At 68.1% G+C, this 14,096-nt stretch carries 13 protein-coding genes and 1 riboswitch; of the genes, 5 read left to right on the forward strand and 8 right to left on the reverse strand.

Annotated elements, in window-relative coordinates; all coding sequences use genetic code 11:
- Nucleotides 1-38: 38 nt before the first annotated feature.
- The 4 genes from thiB to J1C47_RS12820 form a co-directional block, all read right to left on the reverse strand.
- On the reverse strand, nt 39-1,085 hold the full coding sequence (gene thiB, locus J1C47_RS12805; protein ID WP_207351159.1) for a thiamine ABC transporter substrate binding subunit: 1,047 nt from the start codon (nt 1,083-1,085) through the stop codon (nt 39-41).
- Nucleotides 1,086-1,138: 53 nt separating this feature from the next.
- Nucleotides 1,139-1,237, reverse strand: a riboswitch (TPP riboswitch).
- A gap of 103 nt (nt 1,238-1,340) precedes the next feature.
- Nucleotides 1,341-2,975, reverse strand: coding sequence for an HlyC/CorC family transporter (locus J1C47_RS12810; RefSeq protein ID WP_425354560.1), 1,635 nt, complete (start codon nt 2,973-2,975; stop codon nt 1,341-1,343).
- Nucleotides 2,972-4,144: a 3-dehydroquinate synthase gene (gene aroB / locus J1C47_RS12815; RefSeq protein WP_207351160.1), complete on the reverse strand. Its 1,173-nt coding sequence runs from the start codon at nt 4,142-4,144 to the stop codon at nt 2,972-2,974. Before aroB ends, J1C47_RS12810 begins: the two co-directional genes overlap by 4 nt.
- A complete protein-coding gene (locus tag J1C47_RS12820) occupies nt 4,144-4,725 on the reverse strand; it encodes a shikimate kinase (RefSeq protein ID WP_207351161.1) in 582 nt (193 codons plus the stop codon). Before J1C47_RS12820 ends, aroB begins: the two co-directional genes overlap by 1 nt.
- A gap of 164 nt (nt 4,726-4,889) precedes the next feature.
- On the opposite strand from J1C47_RS12820, the gene J1C47_RS23750 reads away from it, so the two are divergent.
- Together J1C47_RS23750 and xerD are read left to right on the forward strand one after the other, a co-directional pair.
- The gene (locus tag J1C47_RS23750) at nt 4,890-5,102 is read left to right on the forward strand and encodes a hypothetical protein (protein WP_245396538.1); all 213 of its coding nucleotides are present in this window, start codon (nt 4,890-4,892) and stop codon (nt 5,100-5,102) included.
- A gap of 53 nt (nt 5,103-5,155) precedes the next feature.
- The gene (gene xerD, locus J1C47_RS12830; protein WP_207351162.1) at nt 5,156-6,109 is read left to right on the forward strand and encodes a site-specific tyrosine recombinase XerD; all 954 of its coding nucleotides are present in this window, start codon (nt 5,156-5,158) and stop codon (nt 6,107-6,109) included.
- A gap of 350 nt (nt 6,110-6,459) precedes the next feature.
- On the opposite strand, the gene J1C47_RS12835 is transcribed toward xerD, so the two are convergent.
- Complete coding sequence (locus tag J1C47_RS12835; RefSeq protein WP_207351163.1) at nt 6,460-6,828, reverse strand: DsrE family protein; 369 nt, start codon at nt 6,826-6,828, stop codon at nt 6,460-6,462.
- A gap of 58 nt (nt 6,829-6,886) precedes the next feature.
- Here J1C47_RS12835 and J1C47_RS12840 point away from each other — a divergent pair, with 58 nt between their 5' ends.
- A complete protein-coding gene (locus J1C47_RS12840; protein WP_207351164.1) occupies nt 6,887-7,966 on the forward strand; it encodes an AraC family transcriptional regulator in 1,080 nt (359 codons plus the stop codon).
- A 172-nt stretch (nt 7,967-8,138) separates the two neighbouring features.
- Here the strand turns inward: J1C47_RS12840 and J1C47_RS12845 are convergent, their stop codons facing one another.
- The gene (locus J1C47_RS12845) at nt 8,139-8,846 is read right to left on the reverse strand and encodes a class I SAM-dependent methyltransferase (protein WP_207351165.1); all 708 of its coding nucleotides are present in this window, start codon (nt 8,844-8,846) and stop codon (nt 8,139-8,141) included.
- Nucleotides 8,836-9,303: an Rrf2 family transcriptional regulator gene (locus J1C47_RS12850; RefSeq protein ID WP_207351166.1), complete on the reverse strand. Its 468-nt coding sequence runs from the start codon at nt 9,301-9,303 to the stop codon at nt 8,836-8,838. Before J1C47_RS12850 ends, J1C47_RS12845 begins: the two co-directional genes overlap by 11 nt.
- 243 nt (nt 9,304-9,546) lie before the next feature.
- On the opposite strand from J1C47_RS12850, the gene J1C47_RS12855 reads away from it, so the two are divergent.
- Together J1C47_RS12855 and J1C47_RS12860 are read left to right on the forward strand one after the other, a co-directional pair.
- Nucleotides 9,547-10,500, forward strand: a complete 954-nt coding sequence (locus tag J1C47_RS12855) for an acetyl-CoA carboxylase carboxyltransferase subunit alpha (protein ID WP_207351167.1) — start codon at nt 9,547-9,549, stop codon at nt 10,498-10,500.
- A 303-nt stretch (nt 10,501-10,803) separates the two neighbouring features.
- Complete coding sequence (locus tag J1C47_RS12860; RefSeq protein ID WP_207351168.1) at nt 10,804-11,796, forward strand: L,D-transpeptidase family protein; 993 nt, start codon at nt 10,804-10,806, stop codon at nt 11,794-11,796.
- Between the two features lie 363 nt (nt 11,797-12,159).
- Here the strand turns inward: J1C47_RS12860 and J1C47_RS12865 are convergent, their stop codons facing one another.
- Complete coding sequence (locus J1C47_RS12865) at nt 12,160-14,004, reverse strand: autotransporter domain-containing protein (RefSeq protein ID WP_207351169.1); 1,845 nt, start codon at nt 14,002-14,004, stop codon at nt 12,160-12,162.
- Between the last annotated feature and the right edge of the window lie 92 nt (nt 14,005-14,096).

Here is a 14,096-nt window from a genome sequence, read left to right on the forward strand (position 1 = left end):
CGGCACAGGCTTCCCTCCGCACACCAACACGCCCGCTCTCACCGCGCCCCGACGGCCTCGAGCCATTCGTCGGTCCAGGCGCGGCGGTTCTTGGCGACGGTTTCGGGGTCGATCATGATCGGCTTTTCGACATCGACGAGATGCGAGAACGCCTCCGGCAGGGCGACGTCGCCGCGCACCGGCAGCGTCCAGTTGGTGGTCGGCAGGATCTCCTGCGCCTCGCGGCCGACGAGGAAACCGAGAAAACGCGCGGCGAGGTCGGCATGCGGGCTGTCCTTCAGGATGCCGGCCACCTCGATCTGAAGATACTGCCCCTCCTTGAAGCCCGCCGCCTTGTAGCGCCGGGTGTCTTCCTCGATCTCGTGATAGGCGGGCGAAGTCGTGTAGGACAGGACGATCGGCACCTCGCCCTTGGTGAACAGGCCGTAGGCCTCGCTCCAGCCGGGCGTGACGGTGAGGATGCGCGGCTTCAGCGCCTGCCATTTCGCCGCGGCCTCTTCGCCGTAGACCGCCTTCATCCAGAGCAGGAAGCCGAGGCCGGGGGTGGAGGTTCGGGGATCCTCGATGACGATCTTCTGATCCGGATCGCCGGAGACGAGATCGTCGAGGCTCGCGGGCGGCGATTTCACGGTGTCGCTGTCGTAGACGAAGGCGAGGTAGGAATAGTCGTAGGGCACGAACACCTCGTCGGAAAAGCCCGTCGGAACCGTCAGGCCGGAGGTGTCGACGCCGCTCTTTGCGAACATGCCCGTCGCCTTCGCCTCGGGAATGAGATCGCTGGTCAGGCCGAGGGCGACGTCGGCCTTGGTCGAGGCGCCCTCGAGCTTCAGCCGGTTGAGGATCGCGACGCCATCCTCGAGGCCGACGAAGACGAGGTTGCAGCCGCAGCCCGCTTCGAAGGCCTGCTTCAGCTTCGGCCCCGGGCCCCAGTCGGCCGAGAAGCTGTCGTAGGTGTAGACGGTGAGGGTGGGCTTCTGGCCGCCCTCCGCGGCGAGGGCAGGCGTCACGATCGCAGCGGCGGATCCGGCGAGGCCGGCCAGCAGGCCGAGGACGGTCCGTCGGGCGATGGATGGGGTCGAGGCCATGAAGCGCGCTTTCGTTTCGCCGGAAGCGGGAGGGCGAGGCGCGTCAGGTTCGATTCGGCCTGAGCCCGCAATCCCTCCGCCGGCATGATCCGGATCAGGTTCGACGGGTTGGCTCTCGCCTCTCAGCCTTGTCGGCACCCCGTGTGAGCTGTGCCGAGAGGTAACGGTCCGCGGGGCAATTGCAAGGGGGATCTTCGCCGCGGGGAAAGCGCCGGAGGAGCGCCGGACGCCGGGACGGGATTGCCTGAGGATGCTTCAGTGCCGCTCGTCGTCGCGGCCGCCCCCGCCGGCGGTGCGGATGTCGCGCCCGGCGCCGGCTTCGCCGGGCTCCTCAGCCTCGCGTCCGTCGTCGGCTTCGCGCTCGTCGTCGCCGTCGGGCCGCCAGCGCCCGCCATGGCCGGGCTCGGCGTCGCCGTTCGCATGCCAGCCCTCGTCGTTCAGCCCGTCGTCGTGCCAGCGTTCGCGCGTCGCGGATCGCGCCTCGCCGGTGGTTCCGGCCTCGACCTCCTCCATCTCCTCGATCGCGGCGTCGAGCACCTCCGGATCGGTCTCCTGCGGCTCGGCGATCGGTTCGGCGAGCCCTGCCGCGGCATGGGCGAAGGCCGGCTTCTTCGGCGGCACCAGCACGGTCGCCGGGCGGATCCGCAGCTTGGCGATGCGGTTCTTCTCGCGCTTCAAGACGGTGAAGCGCTTGTTGAAGAAGGTGAAGGCCTGGCGCTCTTCGGGAATCGTCTGGGTCTCGTGGATCACCAGGCCGGCGATGGTCACCGCCTCCTCGTCCGGCAGGTTCCAGTCGAGGGCGCGGTTGAGGTCGCGGATCGGCACCTGGCCGTCGACCACCACCGAGCCGTCCGCCTCGATCTTGACGCCCTGCATGTCGACGTCGTGCTCGTCGGCGATGTTGCCGACGATCTCCTCGAGGATGTCCTCGAGGGTGATCAGCCCTTCGACCTCGCCATATTCGTCGACGACGATGGCGAAATGCGACTTGCGCCGCAGGAAGGCGTTGAGCTGGTCCTGCAGCGTCGTCGTCTCGGGCACGAACCAGGGCCGGATGCAGATCTTCGGGACGTTGACCCTCGAAGGGTCGTTGTCGACCTCGTGCAGCGCCCGCAGCACGTCCTTGGCGTGGATGACGCCGACGATGTTGTCGTAGTGGCCGCGCCAGACCGGCATGCGGGTATAGGGGCTTTCGAGCACCTGCCGGACGATCTCCGCCGGCGGGTCCTCGGCGTTGATCTGCCGCATCGAGGTGCGGTGGACCATGACGTCCGACACTTCCAGCTCGTGCAGGTCGAGCAGGCCGCCCAGCCGGTTGCGGTCGGCGTTGACGAGGGAGCCCTCGCGGTGGAGCACCTCGACGGCGCCGCGCAGCTCCTCGTGGGCGGTCAGCAGCGAGGCGCCGGATTCCAGCCCGACGCCGAACAGCAAGAGGATCCGCCGGACGACGAAGTTCACCGTCGCCGTCACCGGCCCGACCGCCGCGACGAAGAACGCCACCGGCCGCGCGACGTTGAGCGCGAAGCCGTCCGGCCGGGCGATCGCCGCCGATTTCGGCAGCACCTCGGCGAAGATGACGACGAGGATGGTCATCGCGATCGTCGCATAGACGACGCCGGTCTCGCCGAACAGGCCGATGAAGGCGGTGGTGGCGAGCGAGGAGGCGAGGATGTTGACGAGGTTGTTGCCGATCAAGAGGGCGCCGATCAGCCGGTCCTTCTTCTCGATCAGCCGCTGCACCACGCCGGCCCGCTGGTCGCCGTTCTTTTCGTAGCTCATCAGCCGGGCCCGCGAGACCGCCGTCAGCGCCGTCTCCGAACCGGAGAAGAAGGCGGAGACGAGGATCAGCACGATGACGATGCCGAGATAGATCCAGAGCGCCGTGGTCATTGGGAGAGTTCTTCGTCGAGGAAGCCTTCGACCTCGGCGGGATCGACGCCGCCGGCGAGGAAGGACCGGCCGATGCCGCGGGTGAGGATGAAGGTGAGGCGGCCGCGCGAGACCTTCTTGTCCTGGGCGATCGCCTCCATCAGCGTCTCGCGGCCGATCGCCGGGCCCGGGATTGCCGATATTTCGGTCGGAAGCCCCGCGGCGCGCAGATGCGCCGCGACCCGCCCGGCGTCCTGGCCGGTGGCGAGACCGAGCTTTACCGAAAAGCGGTGCGCCAGCGCCATGCCGATGGAAACGCCCTCGCCGTGCACGAGCCGCGCGGCGTCGTAGCCGACCGCCCGCTCCAGCGCGTGGCCGAAGGTGTGGCCGAGATTGAGCAGCGCCCTCGCGCCGTGTTCCTCCTCGTCGGCGGCGACGACCGCCGCCTTGGCCTCGCAGGAGATGCGGATCGCCTCGGCACGCTCCGGGCCGCCGGCAAAGATCGCCGCGCGGTTCTTCTCCAAAAAGTCGAAGAAGTCCGGCCGGTCGATCAGGCCGTATTTCACCACCTCGGCATAGCCGGCGGCAAATTCCCGCGGCGACAGCGTGTCGAGCGTCGCGACGTCGGAAAGCACGAGCGCCGGCTGGTGGAAGGCGCCGACGAGGTTCTTGCCGCGCGGCGTGTTGATGCCGGTCTTGCCGCCGACGGAGGAATCGACCTGGGCGAGCAGGGTCGTCGGAACCTGCACGAAGCCCATGCCGCGCTTGGCGACGGCGCTGGCGAAGCCGGCGAGGTCGCCGATGACGCCGCCGCCGAGGGCGACCACCGCGTCGCCGCGTTCGAGCCGGGCTTCGAGGATCGCGTCGACGCTGCGCTCAAGATGGGCGAAGGACTTGGTCGTCTCGCCGGCCGGCAGGACGAGGGTCGAACTGGCGATGCCGGCTCCGGAAAGCGCGATCTCCAGGCGGCCGAGATGGAGCTTCGCCACCCGCTCGTCGGTGACGACGAGGACGCGCGCGCCGGGAAGCCGGGCCGCCACCTCCGTGCCGGCGCGGTCGATCAGCCCCTCGCCGATCAGGATGTCGTAGGAACGCGCCCCGAGTTCGACGCGGACGCTGTGCTCCTTGTCGACGCGGGCAGGGGCGTGGCCGGCATGAGCCGCCGGAGCCGAAGGATCGCCGGCTGGCATCAACGCCTCCGTCCGCCGTCGAGATGGGCTTCGAGCGCGTCGATCATCTCGGCGGCGATCACCTCGCGTTTCACCGGCCGCGACGTCACCGTCAGGTCGGCTTCGGCATAGACCGGATAGCGCTTGTCCATCAGTTCCTGCATCACCTTTCTCGGGTCCGGCGCCTTGAGCAGCGGCCGGTCTGAGCGCCGGGCGACCCGCTCCATCAGCGTGTCGAGATCGGCCTTCAGCCACACGGTCACGGCATGATCTGCGAGGAGTTGCCGCGTGCCGGCATTCATATAGGCGCCGCCGCCGGTGGCGATCACCCGCGGCCCCTCCTGGACGAGCCTTGCGATGACCCGCGCTTCCAGGGCCCGGAACTCCGGCTCCCCGTATGCTTCGAAGAGTTCGGCGACGGTCATGGTGGAGACGGCTTCGATCTCGGCGTCGCTGTCGACGAAGGGCAGCGACAGGCTCGAGGCGACCTTGCGGCCGACGGTCGTCTTGCCGGCCCCCATCAGCCCGACGAGCACCAGCGGCCTTTCGCCCAGCCGCTCGCGGACCGACGCACTCGTCTCCAACACCGTCTCGCCGTCCATCAGCCCGACCGTCCCTCCGTTCGGCGTAACCTTGAGATTGCGTCGAACCCGGCACGCCGTAACGGGCGCCGGATCCCGAGCGGACTTGCGTCTTTCGTCATTGCCTCTAGAAGCGGGGCAAAGGGACGCGAGCCGTGGCTCGAAACTGACTTCGACAGACGCCGATGCCGACACTCGTACGCCTCTTGACGATCCTCGCCGTCGTTTGCGGCCTCATCTACGGCATGATGGCCGCTCTCGTCTACTTCGTGCAACCGACCCGCACCGAAGTCAGCGTGCCCGTCGTCCTGCCGGAAGCCGACGAGACGCCGAAGCCCGCGACGGGCGCGGCGCCCGCCGCCGCGTCGGACGAGGGGCTGTCGGAGCTGCGGCCGTGAGCCGGCCGCGGGCTCAAGCCCCGGCGGGCGATGCGGGGAAAGGGCAGGGCGCGATGCCCGGGCGCGGCGCCGGCTTCGAGGCGGAGGCGTTCCTCGAGATGATGGCCGTCGAGCGCGGGGCGTCCGTCAACACGCTCGACGCCTATCGCCGCGACCTCGAAGACGCGAGCCACCATTTCGCCGGCCGCGGCACGTCGCTCGCCGCCGCCGACACCGCCGCCATCCGCTCCTATGTCGCCGCGCTCGCCGCCGCGGGCCTTGCCGAATCGAGCCGGGCGCGCCGGCTCTCGGCGCTCCGCCAGTTCTACCGCTTCCTCTATACAGAGGGCCGGCGCGGCGACGATCCGACCGGCCCGATCGAGGGGGCGAAGAAGAAACGGCCGCTGCCCAAGGTGATGGGCGAGGAGGAGGTCGACAGGCTGCTCGACCTCGCCGCGGCAGAGGCCGGCGACGACCGGCTTTCGGCGGCCGCCAGGCTGCGCGCGGCGAGGCTGCACGCCCTCGTCGAACTGCTCTACGCCACCGGGATGCGCGTCTCCGAACTCGTCTCCCTGCCGCGCTCGGTGCTCAGGGCGACCGGCCAGGCGATCGTCGTCAGGGGCAAGGGCGGCAAGGAGCGCATGGTGCCGATCGGCGAGGCGGCGGGCGACGCCATGAACCGCTATGCCGAGGTGGCGCGGGAGCCGGGGCGCAGGCCGGAGGGGAACGAGCGCTTTCTCTTTCCCGCCGATTCCGCGGCGGGTCACCTCACCCGCCAGGCATTCGCGCGCGACCTCAAGGCGCTCGCGGCCCGGGCCGGCATTGCGGCCGCGAAGATTTCGCCGCACGTCCTGCGCCACGCCTTCGCCAGCCATCTCCTGAAACACGGGGCGGATCTCAGGGCCGTGCAGGAACTGCTCGGCCACAGCGACATCTCGACGACGCAGATCTACACCCACGTCCTCGAAGAACGGCTGATCCGCCTCGTCACCGACCATCATCCGCTGTCGCCGGCAAGCCGGGACTGAGCGTCGAGCCGGCTGAAGGTCGGATCATGCCGACGGGCGAAGCCGCTGACGCGTCCGCCCGTTGAGGACATCTGGATTTCGATGCAAATCCGGAGGCTCGGTGAAAATCCAGTTTCGGAACAAAATCCGTCTTCAATGCCTCTTGCTGCCAACCGGCCGCTGCTCGCTCCGGCCTGAAACCCGCAGCCGATCCACTAATCGGAACCAGTGAGACTGTTCAGACAACTGGAACCACCTCTCTCGGCGGCGTCCACCGGCGAGACGCAGGCAGAAATCCGTCTCTCGAGTATCGGCCTTTCTTCGCGGCGAGCGACCAGGGCCGCTCGCCGCATCGCGCCGGATAGTCGAGGCTAGAATGACAGTGTGGCCGCCCCGTCCTTGATCTCGGCGTGCATGACGCCGGCGCCGGCGATGACCACTCCGTCGAGCAGATCGGCCTGCTCATATCCGCGCGACCTGACGCAGGGCGGACAGGCCCAGATCACCCCGCCGCGATTCTGGAAATCGCCGATCAGGGCCGCCAGTGAGTCGAGCGGCGGAACATGAGTTAACGTCTGGCCATTCTTGCGCACGACGTCGATGGCCGAGCTCGTCAGGAAGACGAAAACCTTGAGCCCCGCGGTCAGCCCGCCATTGGCGATGGTAAACGCGACCGACGACAATTCCGAGTCGATTCCCTTGGTGATGAGCACGACCAATTTCTTTGCATTGTCCGACATGATAATCTCCGCCTCTGTTCTTCATTGAACTGGCGCATCTTCGCCCAGTGCTGACGTCATGTCTTTGGCCGCGACACCCGAACTCTTGACCAGAAATCCACGCACCGGCGTGGTTGGGGACCTGCTGTCGGAAGCCCTGAGGCGTGTCCGTATTACGGGCTCGATGCAGTACTGCTTCATGCCGAGCGGCGAGTGGGCGACCGATGCCTCGCCGGCTCCCTACAAGCCGCGCGATTCTATTGGCTTCCACATCGTGGCGGGAGGCACGTGCTGGCTTGAGTTCGAGGGTGAACGCACAACGCTTGTCGAGGGGGACATCGCTGCTTTCCCCTTCGGTACCGGTCACGCAATCGGAGTGGGCGACGGTGGACCACTTATCGATCCGGGCAGAGACCTGCCGCCAGGCCCGTGGGGCGAGGTCCCGGTCCTCCGCTATGGCCGCGGTGCGCATGAACTGCGCATGCTCTGCGGCTACATCCAGTGCGAAGCGATGGACTTCCTTCCGTTCCGCAACGTTTTGCCGACATTCATCCATGTCCGCACGCTCGGATCCACACACGACGACTGGCTCGCCCAGACGATCCGCCAAATCGTCATCGAGGTGGACAATCCGATACGCGGCGGCGGCTCGGTGCTCGAGCGGCTGACCGAGGTAACCTTCCTCGAGGTGCTGCGACGCCAGTTCCTTCCCGAGGATGTACAGGGGAGCGGTTGGCTGGCGGCCGTGCACGATCCGGCGCTCGGCCGCTGTCTATCGCTGATTCATGCCGAGCCGACGCGTGACTGGACCGTGATCGAGCTGGCGCGCGCCTCCGGGCTGTCGCGCAGTGCACTCGCGGAGCATTTTGCCGGATGTCTCGGCATTTCTCCGATACGCTATCTTCGCGATTGGCGTCTCTACCTGGCAAGCTTGCGGCTCAGGCATTCCGTCGACGCGATCGTGGTGATTGCGCAGGAGGCCGGATATGGAACCGAGGCGGCCTTCAATCGGGCCTTTGCCAAACGTTTCGGCATACCGCCCGCTGAGTGGCGGCGCACGCAGAGCGCTTTGGGGGCGTCGGGAGCATCGGCTGTGCGCGCCGCAGCCCCGCGATCGGCATCGGTGAGGATTGCGAAGACGACGGCGCGGCGCCCGTGACCCGCCGAAGTGCCAGGAGCGACACGCCACCCGCTATGCCTCGCGCGAGCAGGACAGCCCGGCGATAACCGCGGTTACGATCATGCTTCGTCTGCGCGGTATGCCTTTCGAACATCTGGACCAAGCTCAACTCAGCCGCCAGCTTGTCCGGGAATCCACGACCACCTCAGTATCAGGCGTGTCCGATCCAGCCGCGCCAGGTGAAGGCCGCGTAGAACAGCGACGCGTCCTTGAACCCCGCCTCCCGAAGGATCGCTTCGTCCTTGTCGGGCGAAAAGCTGTTCAGGCTGGCGGCGACCGCGGCGCGGGCCTTCGCCACCGCGTCGGGATCGGCGCCCATGGCGACGGGATAGGCGGCGTAGCGGTCGAGCCAGACGTCGCGCTGGCCGGGATCCTGGGGAAAGCTCGCATGGGCGGCGACGAAGGGGGAGCCCGGCCGAAGCCGGCGGCGGATTTCGCCGGCCGTGCGCGTCCGCTCCGCCGCTTCGAGAAAATGCAGCGTCAGCAGGCAGGTTGCCGCGTCGAACGGGCCCTTGGGCGCATCGTCGATCGTGCCCCGGACGAGCGTGACGCGCTCCATCAAGGGGCCGAGGACGCGCTCCGCCAGCTTCAGCATCTCGCCGGCCGGATCGACGCCGACGAAGCGCCAGCCCGGTTGCGCTTCCGCCATGGCTTTCAGTTCGCTGCCGCCGCCGGCGCCGAGCACCAGAACGCTGGCGTCACGCGGTGCGCGTTCGGCAAGAAGCAGAACGGTCATGCGATGCAGCGCCTCGAGGCCGGGCACGAAGCGTTGCGGTCCCTCCGCGTAGCGGGCGACGGCGGCGGGATCGTCGAAGCTCCTGATGAAGGTCTCCTGGCTCGGCGCGGCGTCAGTGGCCATGGTGGCGCTCCCCGGCGGTCGTGGCCGCCCGGCAGGCGGCGAGGCGGCGATGGAAGGTCTCGCTCAGGCTGGCGAGGGTGATGTCGCCGAAGGAGGCGAGAAGCAGCGCCTCGACCCGGTCGAAGGTGGCGCCGAGCGCCGCGTTGACGGCCTGCTCCACGGCGCATTCGGGCGCATCGTCGCGGTTTCCGATCGCGAGAAGAGCCGGCGAGCCGAGCGCGCGATGGATGTCGAGCAGGGTCAGGGTCTCGAGGTCGCGGGCCAGCGTCCATCCCCCGCCATGGCCCTTCTCCGACCGGACGTAGCCCTTCGCTCGCAGACCGGCCATCACCCGCCGGATCACCACCGGATTGGTCCGCATCATCTGCGCGAGGGTCTCGGAGGTGACGGGGCCGTCGCACTCCGCCATGTGCAGGAGGACGTGCAGGACGCCCGAGAGCCGGCTGTCGCGTTTCATGTAACTTTAGATATTACGAGAGAACGCAGGAGGCAAGTGCGGCGACGCTGCATGTCGGCCGGGCCGCCATCGCGCCGGCGGCCGTTGCTTGACATTCAACCGGCCCGTCGCCAGTTTCCGCCGCGAAGAATTCCCCGCCGCAGGCGGGGCGGCGCCCTGCGTCGCCAGTGCCGCCACGCGGTCGCCCTGCCTGCCGGCGCTCGCCCGCTTCATCCCTTCAGGACGGCCGCAGCCGCAGGACGCATGCACAACTATCTGGACTTCGAAAAACCGGTCGCCGATCTGGAAGGCCAGATCATCGAGCTGAAGAAGATCGAGGCCGGCGAGGACGCCGTCGACGTCAGCGAGGAGGTCGAGCGGCTGGAGAAGCGCTCCCGCGACGCGCTCGAGGATCTCTACAAGAAGCTCACGCCCTGGCAGAAGACCCAGGTCGCGCGCCACCCCGACCGGCCGCACTGCATGGACTATCTCGGCCGGTTGATCACCGACTTCGTGCCTCTGGCGGGCGACCGCTATTATGCCGAAGACCATGCGGTGATCGCCGGCTTCGGCCGCTTCGAGGGACAATCCGTCGCGGTGATCGGCCAGGAGAAGGGCTCCGACACCCAGACGCGGCTGAAGCACAATTTCGGCATGGCCCGGCCGGAAGGCTACCGCAAGGCGGTGCGCATCATGGGGCTCGCGGAGCGTTTCGGCATCCCGGTGCTGACGCTGGTCGACACGGCCGGCGCCTATCCCGGCATCGGTGCCGAGGAGCGCGGCCAGGCCGAGGCGATCGCCCGCTCCATCGAGGCCTGCCTCAACCTGACGGTGCCGCTGGTCTCGCTGGTCATCGGCGAGGGCGGCTCCGGCGGCGCGATGGCGCTCGCGGCGGCGAATCGCGTCCTGATGATGGAGCACGCGATCTACAACGTCATCGCGCCGGAGGCGGGGGCCTCGATCCTCTATCGCGACGCGGCGCGGGCCCGCGACGTCGCCCAGGCGATGAAGATGACGGCGCAGGACCTGATGGGATTTTCGATCATCGACGCCATCGTCGAGGAGCCGATCGGCGGGGCGCATCGCGGCCCCGAAACCGCGATCGACGCGGCCGGCGAGCACATCCGCCGGGCGCTTGCCGAGCTCGCCGGCCTCACCGGCGAGGAGCTGCGGGGGCAGCGGCGCGAGAAGTTCCTCGCCATCGGTCGGAATCTCTGAGCGTAGTTGCAGCCAGGCCACAGGACTCAACTTCCGTTCCCTACCGTCATTTGTCAGAATGTCGCCATCGTCGCGCGTCATGGTGCGGCGACGGGTTGCAGAAGGGGTGCACCCCGGCGGCAGGGATCACGGTTTACGGCTGCTTAAGACAATCGTGAGAAACTGTCGGCAGGCATGCGTCGCGACCGTCCGGGGGTACGGACGGTCCAGGGCGTGATGAGGGGCAACCGGTCGGCGGTTGCCGTTCGAGAGGGGCGGTCGGGCCATGACTGGCTCGCCGCAGGCGATTGGGGACTTGAGGGGATGTTCGTCCGACGTATCGTGACGGCCGCGGCTCTGGCTGCGACGCTGATGACCGTTTCCGCCTGCAACTACGAAGATCTTACGCCGGAAAAGGCGCCGCTCCCGGCCGATCTCGTGCGGGCGATCAACGCCAACCACATGGGCGTCAACTCGCCGATCCTCGTCCGGCTCTTCAAGGAGGAGTCGGACATGGAGGTGTGGAAGCAGAAGACCGACGGCACCTACGGCCTTCTGAAGACCTACAAGATCTGCGCCTGGTCGGGAAAGCTCGGGCCGAAGCGACGGGAGGGGGACCGGCAGGCCCCCGAGGGCTTCTACACCGTCACGCCGGCGCAGCTGAACCCGAAGTCGAACTACCACCTCGCCATCAACATGGGCTATCCGAACGCCTATGACCGGGCGAACGGCGGCACCGGCCAGCATCTGATGATCCACGGCTCCTGCAACTCGTCCGGCTGCTACGCCATGGACGACGACCAGGTGCAGGAGATCTACACACTCGCCCGCTATTCCTTCGACGGCGGCCAGCGCGCCTTCCAGATCCAGGCCTATCCCTTCCACATGACGCCGAAGAACATGGCCCGGCATCGGAATTCCGAGCATTACGGCTTCTGGCAGATGCTGAAGAAGGGCTCGGACTACTTCGAGATCACCCGCCGGCCGCCGAATGTCGGCGTCTGCGAGAGGAAGTACATCTTCGACCAGACCGCCGAGACCGTCGCCAACCTGTCGCCGTCCGGCGCCTGCCCGAGCCTCGCCATGCCGCAGCTCGTCGCGGCGAAGTCCCAGGCCGACGAGGCGAAAGCCGCCGAACTCGCCGCCAGCATGGCCCCGAGCGAGTTCGCGACCTCCTCGACCTTCTCCTATCGCACCGGCGATCCGATCACCGCGGAGGCCTACGCCCAGGAACAGCACCGGCGCCCCGGCTACGACCGCGAGGGCCGGCGCATCGGCGGCTCTTCCTCCGACTCGATCCTCAGCCTGTTCAAATAGGCCGCACGGGGCGGCGCAGGCGCGAGCCGACGAAAGAGACGGGCCGGTCCTTCGACCGGCCCTTTTTCGTGGGATCTTCGCAGGCGCGACGACGCGCCAGGCTCCGGAAAGGACGTCCGTTTCGCCGGAAGAGGTCTCCTTCCGGACCTTCGGACCCGGGGGACAGGGCAGCAGCCCGGCCGCGCTCCGGAGGGCAGGGCAAAGCGCTGCACACGGTCTCCCTGATCCCATGCGACTTCGACTGCGAGGTCGGGAGCCCTCGCGCCGTTCCGCGGGATCACAAAAAAAGAAAGGGCCGCCCGCAGGCGGCCCCTCGTGTTTCGGCGGAAGCGATTCGCGCCTTGCGACGCCGGCTGGCGAGCCTCAGAACTTCACGGTCAGCATGCCCTTGGCCGCATGGCTGACGTCGATCGTGTCGCCGAAGCCGACCGAATAGCTGACCGATGCCGCGATGGCGTCGGTGACCGAGGCTTCGGCTCCGGCGCCGAGAACGAAGCCGCGCCCGGAGAGGTCGTCGAAGGCGGCGAAGGAATCGTGCGACGGGCTGCCCGATATCCGCGAGACGATGCCGGCGTCGTCGTTCGAGAGATTGTCCTCCCAGCCGATGCGGCCGGTGAGCTTCGCCGGTCGCCCGAAGGCCTCGGTCTGGTAGGCGAGGTCGAGATTGGCGGCGCCGAAGAGCGCGTCGCGGTCGTAGCCGTCATACTGGATGCGGGCCGCGAGGCCCGACTCGGTGAAGCCGTCGACGTCGAAATGCAGATAGGTGAGGGCGAGGCTCGGCGTCGCGGTGAGATCGCCGAAGACCATCGGATAGGCGATCTCCGCCCCGACGTCGTAGACGACGGCGTTGGTGTCGGCGCCGCCGTTGACGATGCCGGGAACGAGGGTCACGCGCTCGATGTCGTTGAAGTCGGCATGGGCGATGCCGGCGGTGGCGCCGACGTCGAAGCCGCCGACGCGGGTTCCGGCATAGAGGTCGGCGGCGAACGCCTGGGTGTCGTAGGTGATCGGCGCATTGTCGACCGCGCCGTTGGAATAGCTGACCGCCCCGCCGAACAGATAGTCGCCGAGCATCGTGTCGTAGCCGAGCCTCAGCGTGGCGACGTCGTGGTCGTAGCCGTGCATGCGGCCGCCGTCGCCGCGATCGTACCAGTTGCCGCCGACGCTGGCGTAGAGGCCCGGAACGCTCGCGCCGCCTGCCAAGACGTCGCGGCTGCGGGCGTATGCCGAGGAGACGCCCTCGTAGCGGTCGAGGATCGCCGTCTCCGACATCGAGCCGACATTCACCGCCTGCTCGCCGGCGGTGAGGTAGTCGAGGACCAGCGAGCCGAAGATCTGGTGGGCGGCCGCCGTCGGATGGACGGCGTCCCAATAGAGATAGCGGTTCTGGACGTCCTGCGGGGCGGCGACGCAGGTCGGAACGTTGACGCAGCCGTCGGTCACGTTGGTGAAGCCGAAGCGGCCGGGATCGGCGACGATCGCCCGCTGCACCCGCTCGACGTCGACGAGGAAGGTGTCGGTGCCGGGATTGGCGGCGGCCGTGGCGTAGACCGCCTGGGTCAGGGCGGCGTTGAAGGTGTCGGCAGCCAGCGTGCCGGCGACCATCGTGGTCGGGGTGCCGTTATAGGCCGGCGTCAGGCCGAGATCGGGGAGATTGACGACGACCAGCGTCGGCGCTCCGAGCTTCGACAGGGTGCCCGCCGCCGCGCCGATGTTCTGCGCGGCCTGCGTCGCGACGGCGACGATGCCGGCCGGCGTCGGGACCGGGTTCTGGAAGATGTCGTTGGCGCCGCCGTAGAGCGTCACGACGTCGTTCGGCGCGAAGACGCCGTCCTCCTTGAGAAACAGGCCGATCTGGTCGGGGATGCCCGGGGTCAGTGCCGGCAGCGTGTCGGTGCGCGCGCCGCCGAAGGCATAGTCCTGGTTCTTCGTCGGATCGATCTGGATGCCGCCGAGTGCCGCGGCGCCAGCCCGCTGCAGCGCGCCGTTGAGATATTCGGTGAACACCGGACCGTTTGAGTAGCGCCCCTGATAATAGGGCGGCGAGGTCGGCGTCGTGCCGCCGGTAACAGCGTAGAGATTGCCGTTGTCGCTCAGGCTGTCGCCGAAGGAGATGACGGCATCGATGTCGCGGGCCGCGGCTGGAGTGAGCGACAGCGCGACGAGTGACGCCGTGATCGACAGGCGCGCAAGAAGTGTTTTCGGCATCGTTTCCCCCCAACTATGATGCTGAAAGAAAAAAGCCCTCTCGCTGCCGTTGACGCAAGCGTCAATATTCGGGATGGCGGCCGTCGGCGCGT

Source organism: Jiella sonneratiae (assembly GCF_017353515.1).
GTDB classification, from domain to species: Bacteria; Pseudomonadota; Alphaproteobacteria; order Rhizobiales; family Rhizobiaceae; genus Jiella; species Jiella sonneratiae.

What these genes read in the sequence shown, in the direction of transcription:
- xerD (WP_207351162.1), top strand. Translation starts at nt 5,156, where the DNA reads ATGCCCGGGCGCGGCGCCGGCTTCGAGGCGGAGGCGTTCCTCGAGATG.
- aroB (WP_207351160.1), bottom strand. Translation starts at nt 4,144, where the DNA reads ATGCCAGCCGGCGATCCTTCGGCTCCGGCGGCTCATGCCGGCCACGCC.
- J1C47_RS23750 (WP_245396538.1), top strand. Translation starts at nt 4,890, where the DNA reads ATGCCGACACTCGTACGCCTCTTGACGATCCTCGCCGTCGTTTGCGGC.
- J1C47_RS12820 (WP_207351161.1), bottom strand. Translation starts at nt 4,725, where the DNA reads ATGGACGGCGAGACGGTGTTGGAGACGAGTGCGTCGGTCCGCGAGCGG.
- J1C47_RS12860 (WP_207351168.1), top strand. Translation starts at nt 10,804, where the DNA reads ATGTTCGTCCGACGTATCGTGACGGCCGCGGCTCTGGCTGCGACGCTG.
- J1C47_RS12865 (WP_207351169.1), bottom strand. Translation starts at nt 14,004, where the DNA reads ATGCCGAAAACACTTCTTGCGCGCCTGTCGATCACGGCGTCACTCGTC.
- J1C47_RS12850 (WP_207351166.1), bottom strand. Translation starts at nt 9,303, where the DNA reads ATGAAACGCGACAGCCGGCTCTCGGGCGTCCTGCACGTCCTCCTGCAC.
- J1C47_RS12840 (WP_207351164.1), top strand. Translation starts at nt 6,887, where the DNA reads ATGTCTTTGGCCGCGACACCCGAACTCTTGACCAGAAATCCACGCACC.
- J1C47_RS12855 (WP_207351167.1), top strand. Translation starts at nt 9,547, where the DNA reads ATGCACAACTATCTGGACTTCGAAAAACCGGTCGCCGATCTGGAAGGC.
- J1C47_RS12810 (WP_425354560.1), bottom strand. Translation starts at nt 2,975, where the DNA reads ATGACCACGGCGCTCTGGATCTATCTCGGCATCGTCATCGTGCTGATC.
- J1C47_RS12835 (WP_207351163.1), bottom strand. Translation starts at nt 6,828, where the DNA reads ATGTCGGACAATGCAAAGAAATTGGTCGTGCTCATCACCAAGGGAATC.
- thiB (WP_207351159.1), bottom strand. Translation starts at nt 1,085, where the DNA reads ATGGCCTCGACCCCATCCATCGCCCGACGGACCGTCCTCGGCCTGCTG.
- J1C47_RS12845 (WP_207351165.1), bottom strand. Translation starts at nt 8,846, where the DNA reads ATGGCCACTGACGCCGCGCCGAGCCAGGAGACCTTCATCAGGAGCTTC.